The organism is Actinoplanes sp. CA-051413 (genome assembly GCF_050955795.1).
In the GTDB taxonomy this organism is placed as follows: Bacteria; Actinomycetota; Actinomycetes; order Mycobacteriales; family Micromonosporaceae; genus Actinoplanes.
On sequence record NZ_CP192100.1, the window covers coordinates 261,937 to 280,984 of the forward strand.

A 19,048-nucleotide genomic window follows, 5' to 3' on the forward strand; every position below is an offset into this window, starting at 1 on the left:
CCGGTGGTTACGACAGTCAGCGCAGGTGGAAACCGGGCCTGAGAAGGTGATGAAGGTCATGGCTCAGCCGGCCCGTACCTGCCACGATGCTTGTGGCAGTGGCCGGGGCACGCTACCTTTAGCGCAGTCGGGACCTGGACGTAGGCGGCACTACCGCCCCTGGGAATCCCAAATCGGCCGAGTTTCAGACACCGGCCCCCTGTTTCTTTCTTTCCGGCGCACGGGCTGTCGTCGATCTTCCGCAGCCGCGCCGACGCGTATCCGCGTACCTCAGATGAGGAGTAGTTCATGACAGAGCGTGACGTTCGCTCCGGCGAACGCCGTACCACCAGTGCCCGCCGCCGGCCCGCCGGCACCGGGCCCCGCAACCGCCCGGCCGACACCGGCCCCGGCGCCCCCGGCGCCGATGTCGCGGTCGACGGCCTGCTCGACATCGTCGACGACAAGGCCTGGCTGCGCGCCGACGGCTACCTGCCCGGCCCCGACGACATCGCGGTGTCCTCGGCCCAGGTCCGCAGCCACGGTCTGCGCCGCGGTGACCACGTCACCGGCATCGCGCACGTCCCGAGCGGCCGCAAGCCGGCCACCCTGGACGTCGTCACCATCAACGGCGAGGACCCGCTGCGGGCCACCCGCCGGCCCGATTTCTACCAGCTGACCGCCCTGTACCCGCAGGAGCGGTTGCGGCTCGCGACCGAGCCGCACGTCCTCACCACCCGGGTCATCGACCTGGTGATGCCCATCGGCAAGGGGCAGCGCGCGCTGATCGTGTCGCCGCCGAAGGCCGGCAAGACGATGGTGCTGCAGGCCATCGCCAACGCCATCACCCACAACAATCCCGAAGTGCACCTGATGGTCGTGCTCGTGGACGAGCGGCCCGAAGAGGTCACCGACATGCAGCGCTCGGTGCAGGGCGAGGTCATCGCGGCCACCTTCGACCGGCCGCCGACCGATCACACCGCGCTGGCCGAACTGGCCATCGAGCGGGCCAAGCGCCTGGTCGAGACCGGCCGCGACGTGGTCGTGCTGCTGGACTCGATCACCCGGCTGGGCCGGTCGTACAACCTGGCCGCGCCGGGCCGCGGCCGCACGATGTCCGGTGGCCTGGACTCCACGGCGCTGTACCCGCCGAAGCGCTTCCTCGGCGCCGCCCGCAACATCGAGCACGGCGGCTCGCTGACCATCATCGCGACCGCGCTGGTCGACACCGGGTCGGCGATGGACACCGTCATCTTCGAGGAGTTCAAGAGCACCGGTAACGCCGAGCTCAAGCTCGACCGTTCGCTCGCCGAGTCCCGGCTGTTCCCGGCGATCGACGTGACCGGCTCGGGCACCCGGCACGACGAGGCGCTGGTGGCGCCGGCGGAGCTGGCCCTGATGCACCAACTCCGCCGGGCACTCGGTGGTGAGGACCGCAAGCAGAGCATGCGGCAGTTGCTCGACCACCTCAAGGCGACCAGCACGAACGCCGAGTTCCTGCGTCGCGCCACCCGAAATTAAGGCAGGTCGACCGGGCGCAGCACGCGGTCGATGGCGTGCGCGATCTGCTTGTTGCCCTTGTTGATGTCGAAGGCGGCGACCCGCGGGTTGCGGTCGTTGCGGTCGGCGTCGATCAGCGCCACCTTCTTGCTCCGCCACCAGGACCGGTAGACGTCGACGGTGACCGTCGCGCCCGCGGCGGTGGTGAGCTTGGCCCTGTCGGCCTTGAGCGCGGCCTTGCGGTCGATCGTGGCACCCGGCACGACGTGGTAGAGCAGCACCGCCTCGACGGTGTTGATGCCCAGGCCGGCGACCGTGGTGAACGCCGCCTTCTCGGAGGGCAGCTTGCGGGACTTGCTGACCTCCTTGGCGAGCTGGCGGAACGCACCGTCGTTGGGCACGAAGGCGGTCAGGGCGACCGTACCGTCGGTGAGGACCTTGACCGGGCTGGCGGGCTTGGCGTCCAGCACGGCCAGCACGGCCGCGGTGAGCACGTCGAAGTCCTTCGAGTTGCGGTCGAAGCCGCTCTTGTCCGCGGTGAGCACGGCGGCGAGCGACTTGGTGCCGAGCGGTTTGGTCTTGCCGTGGGCCTGCGCGGGCGCCCCGAGAGCAGCGGTGGCGAGAACGGTGGCCGTGGCCCCTGCGGCGATGCGGGTGGCCAGTCGAGCGATGTTCATCAACACGCCTTTCGTCATCCGTACCGGTCAGCGGCGAGTGCCGCCTCCTGGTGTTCGCCCACGATCGGGGCGCTGGATGCACGTGGCGCTCAGCGGTCCAGGAATTCACCCAGCAGCCGCTGCCAGGCGGCCGGCTGGTCGAGGTGGGCGTCGTGTCCCGAGTCCGGGATCGTCACCAGCTCAACGCCGGGACGCAGCTCGAGCATGCGTGCGACCTCCTCGTCCGGGATCCGGCTCTCCGCGCCGCGGACCAGCAGTGTCGGCACGCGGAGCCGCTGCCAGCTCTCCCATTGCGCGGTCGCGGCGACCTCACGGATGGCGGCCTCCATGATGTCGGCGTCGAAGCGCGGCCAGTAGCCGTCCGGCCGGTGCTCCAGTTCTTCGGCCCAGGCGCGGGCCAGGGAACCTTCCCCCAGGAACTCGACCGCGGCCGTACGGGACGGGAACGGCACCGGCCAGGAGGCGAACCACTTGCCGAGCCGGCTGGGGTAGTCGTCCTCGCTGCCGCCGACCCCGCCCTCCAGCATGATCAGCCGGCTGACCAGCTCAGGGTGCCATGCCGCGGTCAGCATCGCGGTGTGGGCGCCCATCGACTGGCCGGCCAGCGTCACCGGGCCACCACCGGCCAGCGCCTCTATGACCTTGACCACGTCGGCCACGTACGCCGCGCGGGAGACGTCGGCCGGCCGCCGGACGCTGTGACCGTGGCCGCGCTGGTCCGGGGCGATCACCAGGTGTCCGGGCCGGGCCACCGCCAGCTCCCGGGCGCTGCCGGCCAGGCCGTGCAGCAGCACCAGCGGCGGACCGTCCGCATCGGAGACCAGACAGGACAGATGCTCAACCGTGACACGCCGCATGTCCCCATCATCGGTTCGCCGCACCGGGGTCCGCACACCGGACGTTCGGGCAGCTAACCTCCGCGCTACGGACAATTCAGCTCACGGCAGAGCGAAGTCGCTGGTCGTCGACCATTTCGGCGTGCCAGGCTCTGCTGGTGAACTCAGACCCCGCCACAGTGCCCACCCGGGTGTACACCGCCGAGCAGACGGATGCCGGATGGCGTTCCATGTCCCTGCTGGTCCGGCATGTGCAGCGGGGTGGTCACCCGGTCGCCGTGACACCGACGGTCGAGCTGGAGGCCGAGGAGAAGCAGTACGGCTCCTTCCTGGTCGACGTGTCCGCGTACTTCTCCACCAAGGTGGACTATTCGAGCAGCATCTTCGCCAGTGGCGGGCTGTTCTTCACCGGGCACCGCGCCGAGCAGAGCAGCGAGGCCCGGGCCGGCTGGAGCGACGGTGAGCGGCAGGCCGCGACCGTCACCAGTCAGCGGCTGCTGGTCGGCGACACGGCCTACGACTTCCGCTCGCTGATCATGATCCAGCCCAACCCGCTCGACTGGTCGGTCAACCTCTACTTCCAGGGCGCCCAGCCGATCATGCTGCGCGGGCCGTGGGTGCCGTGGATGACCGTGGTCATGTGCGCCGAGCTCTACGGCTCGCCCTGGCCGCCCGGGCACGCACCGGAGATGGATATCCCGATCAAGGATATGTGCGAAAACGCGCAATAGCGCGGGCGCGGGCCGGGAGATCCTGTCACGCTGAGGCCCGTGTATGACTACGACCTGTTGGTGCTGGGCTCCGGGCCCAGCGGTCAGAAGGCCGCCATCGCCGCCGCCAAGCTGGGCAAGCGGGTCGCCATCGTCGACCGCCGCGACATGCTCGGCGGGGTGTGCATAAACACCGGCACAGTGCCCTCCAAGACCCTGCGCGAGGCCGTGCTCTATCTGACCGGCCTGAGCCAGCGCGACCTGTACGGCAGCAGCTACCGGGTCAAGGAGCAGATCACGGTCAGCGACCTCGCGGCGCGGACCCAGCACGTGATCACCCGGCAGACCGACGTCATCCGCAACCAGCTCGCCCGCAACCACATCGCCATGCTCACCGGCACCGGCCGCTTCGCCGACGCGCACTCGATCTGGCTCGACGGCGGCACCGGGCACGACGCCAAGGTCAGCGCCGACAAGATCATCATCGCTGCGGGCACTCGGCCGGCCCGTCCGGACAGCGTCGACTTCGACGACCGGACCATCGTCGACTCGGACGGCGTGATCAACCTGGAGGCCGTGCCACGCAGCATGGTGGTGGTCGGCGCCGGGGTGATCGGCATGGAGTACGCCTCCATGTTCGCCGCCCTGGGCACCAAGGTCACCGTCGTCGAGCGGCGCGACAAGATGCTCGACTTCTGCGACGAGGAGATCGTCGAGTCGCTGAAGTACCACCTGCGCGACCTGTCGGTGACGTTCCGGTTCGGCGAGGAGGTCGCCGCCGTCGAGCGGCACCAGACCGCCGCCCTGTGCATCCTCAAGAGCGGCAAGAAGATCGTCGCCGACACCGTGATGTATTCGGCCGGCCGCCAGGGGCAGACCGACGACCTGGCCCTCGAGGCCGCCGGGCTGAGCGCGGACAAGCGCGGCCGGATCGACGTGGACACCAACTACCGCACCGCGGTCGACAACATCTATGCGGTCGGGGACGTCATCGGCTTCCCCGCGCTCGCCTCGACGTCGATGGAGCAGGGTCGGCTCGCGGCCCAGCACGCGTGCGGCGAGCCGGCGCGCGAGATGCACGAGTTGCAGCCGATCGGCATCTACACGATCCCGGAGATCAGCTTCGTCGGGAAGACCGAGGACGAGCTGACCGACAGCGCCACCCCCTTCGAGGTGGGCATCGCCCGCTATCGCGAGCTGGCCCGCGGCCAGATCGTCGGCGACTCGTACGGGATGCTGAAGCTGCTCGTCTCCCCGGACGACGGCCGGCTGCTGGGCGTGCACGTCTTCGGCACCGCGGCGACCGACATCGTGCACATCGGCCAGGCCGTGATGGGCTGCGGCGGCACGGTGGACTACCTGGTCGACGCGGTGTTCAACTACCCGACGCTGTCGGAGGCGTACAAGGTGGCGGCCCTTGACGCCAGCAACAAGATCCGCAACATCACGAGGATCGACGGCTAATAGACCCAGACGCGGGTGTCGATCGGGATCTTGTCGTTGGTCCACATCCAGTTCATCGCGGCGATGGACACCCGCGCGCAGCCGTGCGACGCCGGGTACGGCGGCACACTGTTCGCCCCGTGCACGGCGATGCCCCCGTTGAAGTACTTCGGCCGCCAGAGCAGACCCAGCGGTGCGTGCCGCCAGCCGTCGATCTGCCGCGACACCCGGAACTTGCCGCTGGGGGTGTCGGCCAGGAACGTCGCGCCGTTCTGCTCGTAGTGCTCCATCGAGCCGGTCGAGGTGTTGAAGACGTGGCTGATGGTGCCGTTGTCGACCAGCATCAGCAGCTGGCGCCTGAGGTTGATCTCGATGACCCGGCCGCTCGTGCTCTTCGCCTTGGGCCGTACCCCCTGGTCCAGGGCTTTCTGGGTCTTGGGACCGACGACGCCGTCACGGTTCAGGCCCGCCGCCTTCTGCAGCGCGTAGACCGCCTGCTGGGTCCGGCCGCCGAAGGTGCCGTCGGCCTTGCCGTTCCAGTAACCGAGGTCGGTGAGGCGCTGTTGCAGCGCCACGACCCGGGCGCCCTTGACGCCGGTCTTCAGCTTCTGCGGCTTCGGCGCGGCGGCGGTGGGCTTCGTGCTGGGGCTCGTACTCGTGCTCGGGCTGGGTGACGCGGTCGGCACCGGTCCGGCCGACGACGGCGCGGTGGCGGGCGCGGAGGGTGCCGCGGCCTGCTCGGAGCCGCCGGTGTCGCACCCGGCGGCCAGTGTGACGAGGGCCGCCACCGTCGTCGCGTACGTCAGAGCTCTTCGCATGGTCACAAGCGAAAACTTCTCAGTGCGGTCGGCGCGCCGTCAAGCTCGGCCCTGACAGATTTGAGAACGATCGTTCTTGACCGATCGTTCTCAAATGGCCTACGGTGGGGACATGGGCCGGCCGCGTGGATTCGACGAGGACGAGGTCGTGCGCGCAGCGGTCACGCTGTTCGGGCGGCAGAGCTTCGCCGGCACCAGCGTCGACGACCTGGTCAGCCACCTCGGCGTGCACCGCGGCAGCCTCTACAAGACGTTCGGCAGCAAGCGCGGGCTCTATCTGGCCGCGCTGCGGCAGCACGTCGACCGGGACGTCACCGTCGCCGCGGAGGTCTTCGCCGCGGCGAACGACGTTGATGAGGCGGTGCGCCGGATCACCGTCGCGGGGCCGGATCTGGGGCTGCTGTTGCTGGCCCTGGTCGAGCGGGCGCCCGTCGACCCCGAGGTCGCCGCCGAGACGACCCGGGCCCTGGCCCGGCTGCGGGACGCCCGGGCCGAACTGGACCGGGCGCTGGGCCTGCTACTGCGGACGCGGGCCACCGGGCCCGCGCCGGAATTCGTGGGGGAGTGACGTCATGGCACACGTGCGCATCGAGGGCGGCGAGCTGATCGTCGAGATCGAGGGGCTCAACAAGGTCTGGGCGCTCAAGAGCAGAATCACCGTCCCGCTGAGCCACGTGCGGGGCGCCACCGTCGATCCGGGCATCGTGCGCGAGCCCAAGGGCCTGCGCTCGCCCGGCACCCACATGCCCGGCGTCATCGTGGCCGGGACGTTCCACTCCGACGGCGAGCGGATCTTCTGGGACGTGCGCGACGCCCGCAAGGCGATCGTCATCCAGCTCGACGACGAGGAGTACGCCCGGCTCGTCCTCGAGGTCGACGATCCGCACGCGGCAGTTGACCTGATCGAGCACGCGTTGTGACGGGCGCGGGCCGTCCTGCCGAGGGGGTGGGACGGCCCGCGCGATCAGAGACGCTCAGCGGGCGGTGAGCCGGAAGCTCTGCGCCGCCGTGCCGTTGCAGGCGTACTGCACCAGTTGGACGCTGTCGGCTGTCGAGGCGGCGGGGACGTCCAGGCACTTGCCACTGTTGCGGTTGACGAAGTGGTACGAGCCGTCGGCCTCGGCCACCGGCTGCCACTGCTGGTTCGCGCCGCCCCCGTACGCCCAGGTCTGGATCGGGGCGTTGTCGGCCGTCGACACGTTGGTCACGTCCAGCGCCTGCGCACTGTTGCCGCGGTTGTTGATCCGCACGTAGTTCCCGCTGGTCGGCACGAACTGGTACTGCTGCGCGGTGCTGGTGTTGCAGGCGTACTGCTGGATCGCGGTGCCGCTGGTGGTGCCGGCCGCGCGGGCGTCGACGCACTTGCCGCTGTTCTTGTTGGCCACGGAGTACCAGGCGGCCGGGTTGATCGCCGGGTCGACCGGCGGGTCGGTCGGCGGGGTGCCGGTCGCGCCGCCGAGCCAGAGCAGGCCGTTGATCAGCCACTGGTTCTGCTGGGCGCTCGCGAAGGTCGACGACGTCCGGGTGTTGGTCGCGTAGTTCATGTCGTTGTGCCCGAAGTTGGTGTAGAGCATCTTGTAGTTGCGGTTGGTCCAGATCAGCGGATAGAAGCCGCTGCGCCACTGCTGGTTCGGGTCGGTGCCGACCGGGAAGCTGCCGGCGTCGACCGAGGCCAGGATGTCGATGTCCGGGTTCTGCCGCAGGTCCCGGCTCCACGAGTACCACTCGCTGACCGCGGACGGGATCGTGGCCGGCAGGCCGGCGGTGGACGGATGCGCGCGGTCCTCGATCCGCAGCGTCTCGGCGGTCGGCCCCCACGTGTTGGTGGCGAAGTTCCCCGAGCCCAGGAACGAGTTGTAGTACCAGCTCCACGAGTTGGCGTCGGTGGTGAACGCGCTGACGTGGAAGCCCATCCAGGCGCCACCGTTCTGCATGTACTGCTGGAACGCCGCGCGCCGGTCGGCCGGCGGTGCGTCGTCCAGGAACATGATGACCTTGTACTGGGCCAGCTCACCGGCGTTGAGGCGGCTCCAGTCGGTGGTCGCCTCCCAGGTGAAGCCGTACTGCGCGCCGGCCCGGGGGAACCAGTCGCGGGCCTCCTTGTCGAAGTCGATGTGCGCCGCGTCCCAGGTGCCGTTGTAGAACGCCAGGACCTTGAACGGCGTGGCCGCGGCTGCTTCGGCGGGGCGCAGAGCAATGCCGGCGGTGGTGACGGTGAGGAGTGACAGGGTGGCGGCGAAAGCGCGTCTGAGCAGTTTTCTACCCACGTGATGTGTCCTTGGGGGAAGCAGGGGATTTGCAGGACGGGCGGCCGCTGCTGACATCTTCAGCCATCGATGCATGTGTTCACAAGGTTAGGAGTCCTAATAGTTAATTTAAGTTCCGATCACCGGGAAGCCGCGTCAGGCGACTGGTGGATGCGGGTGTGAAAAAGAATCAAGTACTCTTCGCCTATGTCATGGAAGGCGAGTGCCCGGCACGGCGTACGCGAGGCGCCCGCCGGCCTCGCCCTGCTGCAGGATCTGGTGAACACCCGCGGCAGCATGTCCTACGCTCCGGACCTGCTGGCCGGCCCCGACGACGCGCAGCGCTGGCTGACCGACGCGCTCGGCACGTGGTCGCGGGTGGCCGGTCTGCCGGCGCCGGTGATCCTGCTGTCCTCGACCGACATGCGCTCGCTGCGCCGGCTGCGCACCACCTTCGAGAACGTCATCCTGGCCGGCGGGCGTAACCCTGAACCGGACGGCGCCCTGCCGCCGGCCGACGTGCCGGTCAGCCTCGTGCCCGACGCGGACGGCTGGGTGCGGATGGTGCCCAGCGGGCGCGGCACCCGGTGGCTCGCCTCGGCTCTGTGGGCCGAGGCCCTGCTCGCCCAGCAGGCCGGGCTCTGGCCGCGGCTCAAGCTGTGCCACAACGTCGACTGCCGGGCGGCGTTCTTCGACACCTCGCGCAACAACAGCGGCGTCTGGCACGACGTCAGCACCTGCGGAAACACGGCCAACCTGCGGGCGTTCCGGGAACGCAAGCGGCTGATGGGCAACTCCGGCAACCAGCTCGGCGGCCCCAGCGTGCAGCGGCCCGACCTGCACTGAACCCGCGGGAACCAGGAGCCCTCGGCGGGCGACTATGGGGATATGGCGTGTGAGCGGTGGCGCGAGTTGGTGTCCGCGCAGCTGGACGGCGAGGACGACCCGGCCGATCGGCCGCGGGTCGAGCAGCATCTGGCCGGCTGTGCCGGCTGCCGGGGGTGGCTGGAGCAGGCGGCCACGGTCAACCGGCTGACGCGTACGGGGCTCGTGCCGGACGTGCCCGACCTCAGCGCGGCCATCCTGGCTGCCCTGCCGTCCCCGCCGGCCCGCCGGCGCCGGCGTCTCGGCTCCGGGCCGCTCTTCGTGGCCCTCGCCGCGGTCGGCGCCGTGCAGCTCATCCTCGGGCTGGCGCAGGTCGGAGGCGGGGCCAGCAGCGCCCACGTGCACACCGGGCTGGACGCGACGCCCGGGCACCTGTGGCACGAGTCGGCGGCCTGGAACGTGGCCGTCGGGGCGGGCTTCCTCTTCATCGCGCTGCGCCGCAGCCGGTCCACCGGCCTGGTGCCGATGCTGACCGCCTTCGTCGGGATGCTGCTGCTGCTCTCGGTCAACGACCTGTCGGCGGCCCGGGTCGACACGACGCGGCTGGTCAGCCACGGCTTCGTGCTTCTCGGCTACCTGATCGTGGTGGCGCTGTCCCGGGTCGCCGGCGACTCGGCCCGACCTCCCGGTGACCGGGTGGGCGGTGGCAACGGCTGGCACTTCGTCGAGGAGGAGCCCGCGCCCGAGCCGGCCCTGCCGAAGCTGCGCCTGGTGCCGCGGGGACCGCTCACCGCGGCCGCGCCGGTGCCGGGCCGGGAGGCGGAACGGCGCCACGCGGCCTAACGGGTGTCTCGCGGGCGGACCGACAGCTCACGCCACTCGTCCGGGCCGATCAGCAGCGCGCGCACCATGTCCAGCGCGGCGTCCTCACTGTCGTACTCGAAGAAGTGCGAGACGCCGTCCGAGCCACCGGCGCGCTGCTCGACGTACCACTGGTCACCGCTCGTCCGCAGGTAGACGTCCTTGCGGGCGATGCGGCCCCATCTGCCGTTCCACCAGTGCTTACGCTGTTCCATCCCGGCACTGTATCGAACATCTGTTCGAACAGTGCCGGGTGGGTTGATCTTTTCGCGGAATCAGCGCTGCGGCGGGTCCTGCTGCTGGTGCCGGCCCAGGATGTCGTTGACCGCACCCGGCGCGACCTGCTGGCGGACCAGTGCGTCGCGGATCTCGGTGAGCAGCTTGACCTCTTCGCTCGGGGCCTCCGGCGGCGGCTCCTCGCCCCGCTTGCGGCGCTCGGCCAGCCGGTTGAGCGGGTAGACGACGAGGAAGTAGAGCACCGCCGCGGTCAGCAGGAACGTGATGACCGCGTTGATGAAGCTGGCGTAGTCGAACTTCACGCCGTCGACTTCCCAGGTGCCCGCCGAGGCGCCGGTCCCGCCGCCGAGGAGCTGGATCAGCGGCTTGAGGAAGGCGTTGGTGAAGGCCGTGACGACCGCGGTGAACGCGGCGCCGATGACGATGCCGACGGCGAGGTCAACGACGTTGCCCCGCATGATGAAGTCTTTGAAGCCTTTGAGCATGGACAAGAGTCACTCCTGCACGTGAGGCGAGGGTTCGCCGGGGCAGGAGTTTCCCATGGTCCGTCGCCGACAAACCAGGCGGATCCGCTCAGTCGAGCGCCGGCTCCTCGGCCGTCACGGCCTCGTCCACGGTCGGGTAGGTGTGCAGCACCTCGACCAGGCCGCTGACCTCGAGGATGCGCAGCACCCCGCGCTGCGGGGCGGCCAGGCGCACGACCCCGCCGGCGTCGTCGGTGCTGTTCTTCGCGCGTACGAAGACCGACAGCCCGGTGGAGTCGCAGAACGACACCTCCGCGAGGTCGAAGACCAGACGGGTGCGCCCCTTCTCCAGCAGGTCGCTGATCTGGTCCTGGAGCTGCGGCGCGGTGGCCATGTCGAGTTCACCGGCGACCGACACGACGACCATTTCGCCGCGCTGTTCCGTTTGTACCGTCAAGGACATTCAGGACCTCCAGTTATGTCCCGAACGCTACTCCACGGCGGGACAGGTGCGCAGAACGGGGACCGAGTTGGTGCCGAGATTTTAATTGGCCTACAGCAAGTAACCGAAGACGCGGTGGTAAAGTCCGGCCGTCCCTCGGTGACGACTGCCCGCGATCCGCGGAGCCGCTCCCGGGAATGATCACTATCAGGGAGGGCGGCGGTGGCGCTGAGCACCGAGGAAGTAGGACGCTTCGCCGGACTGCTGGAGAGCAACGGCGACGCGCTGACCACCGCCTGGACCGATGCGGTGGCGACCCTGCTGCGGGGCCGGCTCAGCCACGCCGAGCTCCACCGGCAGATCGCGGAGCTGCAGAAAGGCTTCCAGTCGGCGCTGTCCGGCGGGGCCGGCGACCTCCAGGCCGACGCCGCCGGCGAGCTGCGCGCGCTGCTCAGCGAGCTGTCCAACACCCGCGCCCGGCAGGGCTTCAGCGCCACCGAGACGGCGGTCAGCATCTTCGCCCTCAAGGAGGCCATGCTGACCGTGCTGGGCCAGGGCGGCGACATCGATGCGGCTACGTTGCGTGACTATGTCGCCTTCTCGGCCTTCGTCGACCGGGCCGGGCTGTTCACCTTCGACAGCTACGTCCGCGCGCGCGAAGAGCTGATCTCCGACCAGGCCGAGCAGCTGCTGGAGCTCTCTACCCCGGTGGTGAAGCTGTGGGAGGGCGTCGTCGCCGTCCCGCTGGTCGGCACCCTCGACTCCGCCCGCGCCCAGGTGGTGATGGAGCGCCTGCTGCAGACGCTGGTCGACACCGGCTCGCCGTACGCGATCATCGACATCACCGGGGTCCCGGCCGTGGACACCCAGGTCGCCCAGCACATCCTCAAGACCGTGGTGGCCGCCCGGCTGATGGGCGCCGACTGCATCATCTCCGGCATCCGGCCCCAGATCGCCCAGACCATCGTGGCGCTGGGCATCGAGTTCGGTGACATCGCCACCAAGGCGAGCCTGGCCGACGCCCTGCGCCACGTGCTGCGCAAGGCGGACGTCAACGCCGGCCGGCGCGGTGCCGGACGCCGGGAGAGCTGAGCCCGTGGAACGCGTACCGGTCCTCAAGATCGGCGACATCCTGCTGGTGTCCATCCAGATCGACATGGAGGACCAGACCGCCCTGCAGCTGCAGGAGGATCTGGCCGACCGGATCGTGGCGACCGGCTGCCACGGCGTGATCATCGACATCAGCGCCCTGGACATCGTCGACTCCTTCGTCGGCCGCACGCTGGCCACCATCGCCTCGATCTCGCGGGTGCTGGACGCCGAGACGGTCGTCGTCGGCATGCGGCCCGCGGTGGCCATCACCCTCGTCGAGCTGGGTCTGTCGCTGCCGGGCATCCGCACCGCACTGAACGTGGAACGCGGCATGGAGCTGCTCGCCCGTGAACGCGACTTCGAGTTCGACGAGGACGACGCCGACGAGGACGACGCCGACGAGGCCGTCGTAGCGGCATCGTGACGGCCGGGGACGACATCGCCGCGGGACAGAGCCTCACCATCCGCTCCGACCAGGATGTCGTCCGGGTCCGTCAGCTGGTCCGCACCCTGGCCGTGTCGGTCAAGCTCTCTCTGGTCGACCAGACCAAGCTGGTCACGGCGGCCAGCGAGCTCGCGCGCAACACCCTGGTCTACGGTGGCGGTGGCACTGTCGAGGCGGGCCGGGTCGACAACGGCCGCCGCAGCGGCATCCGGATCGTTTTCAGCGATCACGGACCGGGCATACCCGACCTGGATCTGGCCCTGACCGATGGCTACACCACCGGCGGTGGCCTGGGCCTGGGTCTGAGCGGGGCGCGCCGGCTGGTCGACGAGTTCGACATCGACACCGCAGTCGGTCGAGGTACGACGATCAGCGTGATCAAGTGGTGCCGATGAGCGGAGGCGCGGTGGCGTCACTACCCGAGGGACTCCTCGACGTGGGGGTCTGGTTCCGGGTGGAAGCCGCCGGTACGGCCGCAGCCGTCCGCCGGGCCGCCGAGCGGCTCGCCACCGAGCTGGGCATGCCCCCGGCCCGCATCGCCGACCTCGCCATCGTCGCCACCGAGACCGCCAGCAACCTGGTCAAGCACGCCGACGAGGGCACCCTGCTGCTGCGCGCGGTGCGCGTACCGGGCCGGGCCGGGGTCGAGATCCTGGCGCTGGACCGGGGCCCCGGCATGACCGACATCACCCGCGCCATCGGCGACGGGCACTCCACCGCCGGCACCCTGGGCATCGGTCTCGGCGCCATCGTGCGCCAGTCGAGCTGGTCCGACCTGCACTCGGTGCCGGGCCGGGGCACGGTCATGGCCCTGCAGGTGTGGTCCGGCGAGACGCCGCCGCAGAGCTGGGCGGCCGGGCTGATCCGCGCGCTGGCCGGCGAGCCGGTCAGCGGCGACGGTTTCGCCGTACGCGAGGCCGACGGTCGCCGGCAGGTGCTGGTCTGCGACGGGCTCGGGCACGGCCGGCTCGCCCACGCGGCCACCCAGGAAGCGGTCCGGGTCTTCGCCGACGCACCGGCCGCACCGCCGGCCGCGGTCGTGGAGGCGCTGCACCGCAAACTCAGCCACACCCGGGGCGCCGCGCTCGCCGTCGCGGAGCTCGACCCGGACGCCGGCCTGGTCCGCTATGCCGGTCTGGGCAACATCGCCGGCACGGTTCTCAACCCGGACGGCAGCCGGCGTGGCATGGTTTCGCTGCCCGGCATCGCCGGGCACCAGCGCCGGCAGATCCGCGAGTACGACTACCCGCTGCCCGCCGGCGGCATCGTGCTGATGCACTCCGACGGCGTGGTCGACCGCTGGAAGGCAGCCGACTACCCGGGCCTGCTCTCGCACTCTCCGCAGGTCATCGCGGCGACCGTGCTGCGGGACGCCGGCACCCGGCGCGACGACGCCGGCGTCCTCGTGGCGCGTGGGTCATGACCAGCCCTGATCCCCTGGTGCGCACGCGGCTCCGGGTGGAGCAGGATGTGTTCGCGGTCCGGCAGCTGGGCCGCGAGGTGGGCCGGCTGGTCGGCCTGGAGCCCCGGGACCAGATCCGGCTGGCCACCGCCCTCAGCGAGGTGGGCCGGTTGCTGGTCGCCACGGGCCGCGAGACCGAGGTGGTGTTCGCAGCCGGCTCGGACGGGGTACCTGCACTGACGGTGAAGCTGGAACACACCGCGCACGGGGATGCGGACCGGCTCGCCGCCCAGCTGGCCCAGGTCGGACGCCTGGTGGACTCGATGGAGGTAAGGGATGGGGAGATCGGAACGGTCGTGCGGATGTCTCGTCGACTCCCGCCGAACGCGCCGGTCCTGAGTCCCGACCGTATGGATGACATTCGTGCCGAACTCGCCGGTCATGTGCCGGGGACGCCGTTGGACGAGCTCGCGGTGCAGAACCAGCAGCTCATCGCGACGCTGGACGAGGTACGCGCGCAGCGCGACGACCTGGCCCGGCTGAACGCCGAACTGGAGGAGACCAACCGGGGCGTGATGGCGCTCTACCACCAGCTCTCCGACGAGCTGGAGGAGACCAACCGGGGCGTCGTCGCGCTCTACAACGAGCTGGACGAGAAGTCCGTGCAGTTGCGCGCGGCGAGCGAGGCGAAGAGCCGCTTCCTGGCCAACGTCAGCCACGAGCTGCGGGCGCCGGTGACCGCGATCATCGGCCTGGGCCGGCTGCTCAGCGACGACGCCTCCGATCCGCTCACCCCCGAGCAGGATCGCCAGGTGGAGCTCATCCGGGGCTCCGCCGCCGACCTGTTGTCGCTGGTCAACGACCTGCTGGACCTGGCCAAGGCCGAGGCCGGCCGGCTCGAGCCGAACTGGAGCGACGTCGACCTCAAGGCGGTCTTCGGTCAGCTCCGCGGCACTCTGCGCCCGCTGGCCACCCGGCCCGAGGTCGACTTCGTCGTGGAGGAGCCCGCCGTGGCCCGGCTGCGCTCCGACGAGGTGCTGCTCGCCCAGGTGCTGCGCAATCTGCTCACCAACGCGATCAAGTTCACCGCCGAGGGCTCGGTGCGGCTGGCCGCCACCCGGGTCGGCGACGAGATCGAGTTCACCGTCACCGACACCGGTGCCGGCATCCCGCCCGAGCTGCAGGAACGCATCTTCGAGGAGTTCTACCAGGTGCCCGGCAGCCACGCGCTGAGCGGCAAGGGCACCGGGCTGGGGCTGCCGTACGCCCGCCGGCTGGTCGGCATCCTGGGCGGCGCGCTGCGGGTGAGCTCGGAGCCGGGCCAGGGCAGCACGTTCACCGTCTCCCTGCCGGTGTCGCCATGACCCCGGCGACCGTGCTGGTCGTCGACGACAGCGCGACCAAGCGCTACCTGCTGGTGAGCTGGCTGTCGCGGGCCGGGTTCTCGGTGGTCGAGGCCGAGACCGGCGGCGAGGCCCTGCACCGGCTCACCGAGGCCGACATCGACCTGGTCGTGCTCGACGTCAAGCTGCCCGACATGAACGGCTTCGAGGTCTGCGAGCGGATCAAGACCGATCCCGAATACGGCGTCCTGCCGGTCATCCACGTGTCGGCGCACGCGGTCGACGTGGTGGACCGCACCCAGGGGCTGAACCGGGGCGCGGACGCGTACCTGGTCGAGCCGATCGAGCCGGACGAGCTCATCGCCACCGCCCAGGCCGTCCTGCGCTACTACCGGGCCCGGCAGCGGGCCGAGACGCTGGCCGCCCGGATGGTCCGGCTGGCCGAGACGACGCTGGCCATCAACTCGGCCTCGACGCTGCCCGGCCTGCTCCAGGCGGCGGCCGACGGGGCCCACGAGATCTTCGGCGGACCGGTCGTGGTCGTGGCCGAGACGTCCGACGGCGACGGCGTGGCCGCGGTGGCGAACGGCGCCCCCGCAACGGTGCAGCCGTGGTCGGTCGAGGACCACGAGATCGCCGTCGGGTCCACCCTGCGCACCGACGACACCGCCGCCTGGAGCGGCGCCGGCCCGTGGGCGGAGGGCGAGTCGGTCGCGGTGGCGGCGGCCCGGCTGCGCAACGACCGGATGCCCGTCTACGTGGCCGTTCCGTCGAGCACGCAGAGCCCGGGCTTCCCGGTGCTGCGCCAGCTCGCGCAGGCGGTGGCGGCCGCGGTGGAGGCGCAGCGCTCGTACGACGAGGAGCACCGGATCGCCGTCACCCTGCAACGCAGCCTGCTCCAGTCCCGGCTGCCGGATGTGCCCGGGCTGGAGCTGGCGGTCCGCTACGAGCCGGCCGGCGCGCAGACCGAGGTGGGCGGCGACTTCTACGAACTGACCATGCTGGACGGCCGGCTGCTGGTGGCGATCGGTGACGTGGCCGGGCACTCGCTGCACGCGGCGACGGTGATGGCCGAGGTGCGCCACGCCGTCCGCGCGTACGCGGTGGAGGGGCATCCGCCGGGCGCGGTGCTGGAGCTGGTCAACCGCTTCATGCGTACCGTGCTGCCGGCCGAGTCGGCGACGCTGTGCCTGCTCACCCTCGAGCCGGACACCGGCCGGATCCGCCTGGCCAGCGCCGGCCACCTGCCCCCGCTGCTGCACGTGGCCGGCCAGGCCCACTTCCTCGAGCCACGCGGCCCGCTGCTGGGCATCAACGCGCCCCGGCCGGCCGACCTGGAGTTCGTCCTGCCGCCCGGCGGCACGCTGGTGCTCTACACCGACGGCCTGATCGAACGCCGGGACGCCGACATCGACGTGGGGCTGAACGCCCTGGCCGGCTGCGCCACCCGGGTGGAGCCGAGCCTGGACGCCTTCTGCCAGCGGCTGCTGGTGAGCCTGGCCGGGGCGGGAGAACAGGCCGACGACATCGCGGTCGTGGCGCTGCGCCGTACCGCCGGATCCTGACGCGGCGCGAGCCCGGCCGACGCGGCCGGGCCCACGCACTCGGTCAGGCCAGGCCCAGGGTGTCGAGGGTCCAGGCGTTCACGAACGCCTCTTCCTTCCACGAGTCGTAGCGGCCGCTGGGACCGGCGTGCCCGGCGCCCATCTCGGTCTTCAACAGGTACGACCCGTCGGGCGCGACCGACCGCAGCCGCGCAATCCACTTGGCCGGCTCGTGATAGAGCACCCGGGTGTCGTTCAGGCTGGTCACGGCCAGGATCTTCGGGTACGCGAGCTTCCCGACGTTCTCGTACGGGCTGTAGGACTTCATGTACGCGTACACGTCGGCGTCCTCCAGCGGGTTGCCCCACTCCTCCCACTCCGTCACCGTCAGCGGCAGCGACGGGTCCAGGATGGACGTCAGCGGATCCACGAAGGGCACCTGCGCGACGATGCCCGCGAAGGCCTCCGGCGCGATGTTCGCCACCGCGCCCATCAGCAGGCCACCCGCCGAGCCGCCGCGCGCCACGAGCCGCTCCGGCGTGGTCCACGACGACGCCACGAGCGCCCGCGCGCACGCCACGAAGTCGGTGAACGTGTTCCTCTTGGCTAGCATCTTGCCCTCTTCGTACCAGCGCCGGCCCATCTCGCCGCCGCCGCGGATGTGCGCGATGGCGTAGACGACGCCGCGGTCCAGCAGCGACAGGCGGGGGATGGAGAAGTACGGGTCCATGCTGAGCTCGTACGAGCCGTAGCCGTACAGCAGCAGCGGCGCGGTGCCGTTGCGCGGCGTGCCCTTGCGGGCGACGACGGAGATCGGCACCTTGGTGCCGTCGTCGGCGACCGCCCACTCGCGGAACTGCTCGTAGTCCGCCGGGTCGTAGCCGCCCAGCACCGGCTTCTGCTTGCGCAGCACCATCGCCCGGGTGATCAGGTCGACGTCGTAGACCGACTCCGGCGTGACCATCGAGGTGTAGCTGATCCGCACGATGTTCGTGTCGTACTCGGGGTTGCCGGCGAGCCCGACGCTGTAGATCGGCTCCGGGAACTCCATGTCGTAGCTGTCGGTGCTGCCGTCGGCCAGCACACGCAGGCCGGTCAGCCCGTCGCGGCGCTGCGAGACGACCAGGTGCCGCTGGAACGCGTCGACAGACTCCAGCCGGGTGCCGGGCTGATGCGCGATCAGCTCGACCCAGTCGCCCGGGTTGTCCACCGAGGTGTACGCCAGCGCGAAGTCCTCGGCGTTCTCGTTGTGCAGGATCAGGAAGCGGTGACCGTGGTGCTCGACGGAATACTCGACGCCCTGGACCCGCTCGCGGATGACGGCGGGCTCGGCGGTCGGGCGGGCCGCGTCGATGACCCGTACCTCGCTGGTGACCTTGCTGTTGGCGTCGATGACGATGAACTTCTCGCTGCGGGTGAGCTCCACGCCGACCCAGAAGCGCTCGTCGGCCTCCTCGAAGACGACCACGTCGTCCGCGGCGGCCTGCCCGACGATGTGCCGCCACACCTTGTTGGGCCGCCAGGCGTCGTCGACGGTGATGTAGAACAGCGTGGACCCGTCGGCCGACCAGGCGGTGCCGTAGAAGGTGTCGGGCACCTCGTCGCTGAGCACCTCGTTGGTGCGCAGATCCTTGACCTTGAGCAGGAAGCGCTCGTCGCCGTCGAAGTCGACGGAGTAGGCGAGGCGGTCACCGGCCGGGCTGACGTCGAAGGTGCCGAGCGCGAAGAACTGCTTGCCCTCGGCGAGCTCGTTGCCGTCGAGCAGCACCTCCTCGCCCGGCAGCGGCGCGCCGTCACCGGTGGCAGGCGGGTCGACGGCATCGGGGGCGGCGACGCGGCACTGGATGCCGTACTGCTTGCCCTCGACCGTGCGGGTGTAGTACCAGTAGCCGCCCTTGCGGCTCGGCACCGACAGGTCCGTCTCCTGGGTGCGGCCCTTGATCTCGTTGAAGATCGTGTCCTGGAGGTCGGTGAGGTGTGCCGTGGCCGCCTTGGTCCAGGCGTTCTCCGCCTCGAGATAGGCGATCGTGTCCGGGTTGTCCTTCTGGGCGAGCCAGGAGAACTCATCCGTGACAGTGTCGCCGTGGAAGGTGCGCTCGGCGGGCACCTGACGGACCGCGGGCGGGGTCGTGGGCATGTCGGTGGTCACGCTGAACCACGTTACCGGGAGGGCAGTGCCCGGGG

General features: G+C 70.5%; 20 protein-coding genes and 1 pseudogene. 13 read left to right on the forward strand and 8 right to left on the reverse strand.

Going from position 1 to position 19,048, the window contains the following annotated elements:
* Positions 1-294: 294 nt before the first annotated feature.
* Positions 295-1,500: pseudogene (gene rho / locus ACQP2Y_RS01270) on the forward strand (transcription termination factor Rho); the annotation flags it as partial.
* Here rho and ACQP2Y_RS01275 read toward each other — a convergent pair.
* Positions 1,497-2,156 (reverse strand): fasciclin domain-containing protein, encoded by a 660-nt coding sequence (locus tag ACQP2Y_RS01275; RefSeq protein WP_433723784.1) that lies wholly within the window; start codon positions 2,154-2,156, stop codon positions 1,497-1,499. The pseudogene rho and the gene ACQP2Y_RS01275 overlap by 4 nt on opposite strands.
* A gap of 89 nt (positions 2,157-2,245) precedes the next feature.
* Positions 2,246-3,013 (reverse strand): alpha/beta fold hydrolase, encoded by a 768-nt coding sequence (locus tag ACQP2Y_RS01280; protein ID WP_433723787.1) that lies wholly within the window; start codon positions 3,011-3,013, stop codon positions 2,246-2,248.
* Positions 3,014-3,150: 137 nt separating this feature from the next.
* Between ACQP2Y_RS01280 and ACQP2Y_RS01285 the strand changes: the two genes are divergently transcribed.
* Both ACQP2Y_RS01285 and sthA read left to right on the forward strand, forming a co-directional pair.
* Entirely contained in the window at positions 3,151-3,723 is a 573-nt protein-coding gene (locus tag ACQP2Y_RS01285; RefSeq protein WP_433723790.1) for a hypothetical protein, read from the forward strand.
* Between the two features lie 39 nt (positions 3,724-3,762).
* The gene (gene sthA / locus ACQP2Y_RS01290; RefSeq protein ID WP_433723792.1) at positions 3,763-5,166 is read left to right on the forward strand and encodes a Si-specific NAD(P)(+) transhydrogenase; all 1,404 of its coding nucleotides are present in this window, start codon (positions 3,763-3,765) and stop codon (positions 5,164-5,166) included.
* Here the strand turns inward: sthA and ACQP2Y_RS01295 are convergent.
* Positions 5,163-5,963, reverse strand: coding sequence for a L,D-transpeptidase family protein (locus tag ACQP2Y_RS01295; RefSeq protein ID WP_433723794.1), 801 nt, complete (start codon positions 5,961-5,963; stop codon positions 5,163-5,165). The two genes, sthA and ACQP2Y_RS01295, sit on opposite strands and share 4 nt — an antisense overlap.
* A gap of 112 nt (positions 5,964-6,075) precedes the next feature.
* Here ACQP2Y_RS01295 and ACQP2Y_RS01300 point away from each other — a divergent pair, with 112 nt between their 5' ends.
* Together ACQP2Y_RS01300 and ACQP2Y_RS01305 are read left to right on the forward strand one after the other, a co-directional pair.
* Positions 6,076-6,531: a TetR/AcrR family transcriptional regulator gene (locus ACQP2Y_RS01300; protein WP_433723796.1), complete on the forward strand. Its 456-nt coding sequence runs from the start codon at positions 6,076-6,078 to the stop codon at positions 6,529-6,531.
* 4 nt (positions 6,532-6,535) lie between these two features.
* Positions 6,536-6,883, forward strand: coding sequence for a hypothetical protein (locus ACQP2Y_RS01305; RefSeq protein WP_433723798.1), 348 nt, complete (start codon positions 6,536-6,538; stop codon positions 6,881-6,883).
* 54 nt (positions 6,884-6,937) lie between these two features.
* Here ACQP2Y_RS01305 and ACQP2Y_RS01310 read toward each other — a convergent pair whose 3' ends face one another.
* The gene (locus ACQP2Y_RS01310) at positions 6,938-8,230 is read right to left on the reverse strand and encodes an RICIN domain-containing protein (RefSeq protein WP_433723800.1); all 1,293 of its coding nucleotides are present in this window, start codon (positions 8,228-8,230) and stop codon (positions 6,938-6,940) included.
* Between the two features lie 186 nt (positions 8,231-8,416).
* On the opposite strand from ACQP2Y_RS01310, the gene ACQP2Y_RS01315 reads away from it, so the two are divergent.
* On the forward strand, positions 8,417-9,055 hold the full coding sequence (locus ACQP2Y_RS01315; protein ID WP_360821625.1) for a CGNR zinc finger domain-containing protein: 639 nt from the start codon (positions 8,417-8,419) through the stop codon (positions 9,053-9,055).
* A 69-nt stretch (positions 9,056-9,124) separates the two neighbouring features.
* Positions 9,125-9,877 (forward strand): zf-HC2 domain-containing protein, encoded by a 753-nt coding sequence (locus ACQP2Y_RS01320; RefSeq protein WP_433723802.1) that lies wholly within the window; start codon positions 9,125-9,127, stop codon positions 9,875-9,877.
* On the opposite strand, the gene ACQP2Y_RS01325 is transcribed toward ACQP2Y_RS01320, so the two are convergent.
* The 3 genes from ACQP2Y_RS01325 to ACQP2Y_RS01335 all read right to left on the reverse strand — a co-directional run bounded on the left by ACQP2Y_RS01325 (position 9,874) and on the right by ACQP2Y_RS01335 (position 11,059).
* Positions 9,874-10,110 (reverse strand): hypothetical protein, encoded by a 237-nt coding sequence (locus ACQP2Y_RS01325; protein WP_433723804.1) that lies wholly within the window; start codon positions 10,108-10,110, stop codon positions 9,874-9,876. The two genes, ACQP2Y_RS01320 and ACQP2Y_RS01325, sit on opposite strands and share 4 nt — an antisense overlap.
* Positions 10,111-10,170: 60 nt before the next feature.
* Positions 10,171-10,617, reverse strand: a complete 447-nt coding sequence (mscL, locus tag ACQP2Y_RS01330; protein ID WP_360821791.1) for a large conductance mechanosensitive channel protein MscL — start codon at positions 10,615-10,617, stop codon at positions 10,171-10,173.
* An 88-nt stretch (positions 10,618-10,705) separates the two neighbouring features.
* Positions 10,706-11,059 (reverse strand): STAS domain-containing protein, encoded by a 354-nt coding sequence (locus ACQP2Y_RS01335; protein WP_203773135.1) that lies wholly within the window; start codon positions 11,057-11,059, stop codon positions 10,706-10,708.
* A gap of 201 nt (positions 11,060-11,260) precedes the next feature.
* Between ACQP2Y_RS01335 and ACQP2Y_RS01340 the strand changes: the two genes are divergently transcribed.
* The 6 genes from ACQP2Y_RS01340 to ACQP2Y_RS01365 are packed head-to-tail and all read left to right on the forward strand — an operon-like array spanning position 11,261 to position 16,885.
* Positions 11,261-12,130 carry an STAS domain-containing protein gene (locus ACQP2Y_RS01340; protein ID WP_433723806.1) on the forward strand — a complete coding sequence of 290 codons (870 nt, stop codon included), beginning with the start codon at positions 11,261-11,263 and terminating at the stop codon, positions 12,128-12,130.
* 4 nt (positions 12,131-12,134) lie between these two features.
* On the forward strand, positions 12,135-12,554 hold the full coding sequence (locus ACQP2Y_RS01345) for an STAS domain-containing protein (RefSeq protein WP_433723808.1): 420 nt from the start codon (positions 12,135-12,137) through the stop codon (positions 12,552-12,554).
* A complete protein-coding gene (locus ACQP2Y_RS01350) occupies positions 12,551-12,970 on the forward strand; it encodes an anti-sigma regulatory factor (RefSeq protein WP_433723810.1) in 420 nt (139 codons plus the stop codon). The genes ACQP2Y_RS01345 and ACQP2Y_RS01350 overlap by 4 nt, the downstream gene beginning before the upstream one ends.
* Positions 12,967-13,998 carry a SpoIIE family protein phosphatase gene (locus ACQP2Y_RS01355; RefSeq protein ID WP_433723812.1) on the forward strand — a complete coding sequence of 344 codons (1,032 nt, stop codon included), beginning with the start codon at positions 12,967-12,969 and terminating at the stop codon, positions 13,996-13,998. Before ACQP2Y_RS01350 ends, ACQP2Y_RS01355 begins: the two co-directional genes overlap by 4 nt.
* Entirely contained in the window at positions 13,995-15,341 is a 1,347-nt protein-coding gene (locus ACQP2Y_RS01360) for a sensor histidine kinase (RefSeq protein ID WP_433723814.1), read from the forward strand. The genes ACQP2Y_RS01355 and ACQP2Y_RS01360 overlap by 4 nt, the downstream gene beginning before the upstream one ends.
* The gene (locus tag ACQP2Y_RS01365; RefSeq protein ID WP_433723816.1) at positions 15,338-16,885 is read left to right on the forward strand and encodes a SpoIIE family protein phosphatase; all 1,548 of its coding nucleotides are present in this window, start codon (positions 15,338-15,340) and stop codon (positions 16,883-16,885) included. The genes ACQP2Y_RS01360 and ACQP2Y_RS01365 overlap by 4 nt, the downstream gene beginning before the upstream one ends.
* Positions 16,886-16,928: 43 nt before the next feature.
* On the opposite strand, the gene ACQP2Y_RS01370 is transcribed toward ACQP2Y_RS01365, so the two are convergent.
* Positions 16,929-19,001 (reverse strand): S9 family peptidase, encoded by a 2,073-nt coding sequence (locus ACQP2Y_RS01370; protein WP_433731680.1) that lies wholly within the window; start codon positions 18,999-19,001, stop codon positions 16,929-16,931.
* Between the last annotated feature and the right edge of the window lie 47 nt (positions 19,002-19,048).

What these genes read in the sequence shown, in the direction of transcription:
- ACQP2Y_RS01275 (WP_433723784.1), bottom strand. Translation starts at nt 2,156, where the DNA reads ATGAACATCGCTCGACTGGCCACCCGCATCGCCGCAGGGGCCACGGCC.
- ACQP2Y_RS01280 (WP_433723787.1), bottom strand. Translation starts at nt 3,013, where the DNA reads ATGCGGCGTGTCACGGTTGAGCATCTGTCCTGTCTGGTCTCCGATGCG.
- ACQP2Y_RS01295 (WP_433723794.1), bottom strand. Translation starts at nt 5,963, where the DNA reads ATGCGAAGAGCTCTGACGTACGCGACGACGGTGGCGGCCCTCGTCACA.
- ACQP2Y_RS01300 (WP_433723796.1), top strand. Translation starts at nt 6,076, where the DNA reads ATGGGCCGGCCGCGTGGATTCGACGAGGACGAGGTCGTGCGCGCAGCG.
- ACQP2Y_RS01305 (WP_433723798.1), top strand. Translation starts at nt 6,536, where the DNA reads ATGGCACACGTGCGCATCGAGGGCGGCGAGCTGATCGTCGAGATCGAG.
- ACQP2Y_RS01315 (WP_360821625.1), top strand. Translation starts at nt 8,417, where the DNA reads ATGTCATGGAAGGCGAGTGCCCGGCACGGCGTACGCGAGGCGCCCGCC.
- ACQP2Y_RS01325 (WP_433723804.1), bottom strand. Translation starts at nt 10,110, where the DNA reads ATGGAACAGCGTAAGCACTGGTGGAACGGCAGATGGGGCCGCATCGCC.
- mscL (WP_360821791.1), bottom strand. Translation starts at nt 10,617, where the DNA reads ATGCTCAAAGGCTTCAAAGACTTCATCATGCGGGGCAACGTCGTTGAC.
- ACQP2Y_RS01335 (WP_203773135.1), bottom strand. Translation starts at nt 11,059, where the DNA reads ATGTCCTTGACGGTACAAACGGAACAGCGCGGCGAAATGGTCGTCGTG.
- ACQP2Y_RS01355 (WP_433723812.1), top strand. Translation starts at nt 12,967, where the DNA reads ATGAGCGGAGGCGCGGTGGCGTCACTACCCGAGGGACTCCTCGACGTG.
- ACQP2Y_RS01360 (WP_433723814.1), top strand. Translation starts at nt 13,995, where the DNA reads ATGACCAGCCCTGATCCCCTGGTGCGCACGCGGCTCCGGGTGGAGCAG.
- ACQP2Y_RS01365 (WP_433723816.1), top strand. Translation starts at nt 15,338, where the DNA reads ATGACCCCGGCGACCGTGCTGGTCGTCGACGACAGCGCGACCAAGCGC.
- ACQP2Y_RS01370 (WP_433731680.1), bottom strand. Translation starts at nt 19,001, where the DNA reads ATGCCCACGACCCCGCCCGCGGTCCGTCAGGTGCCCGCCGAGCGCACC.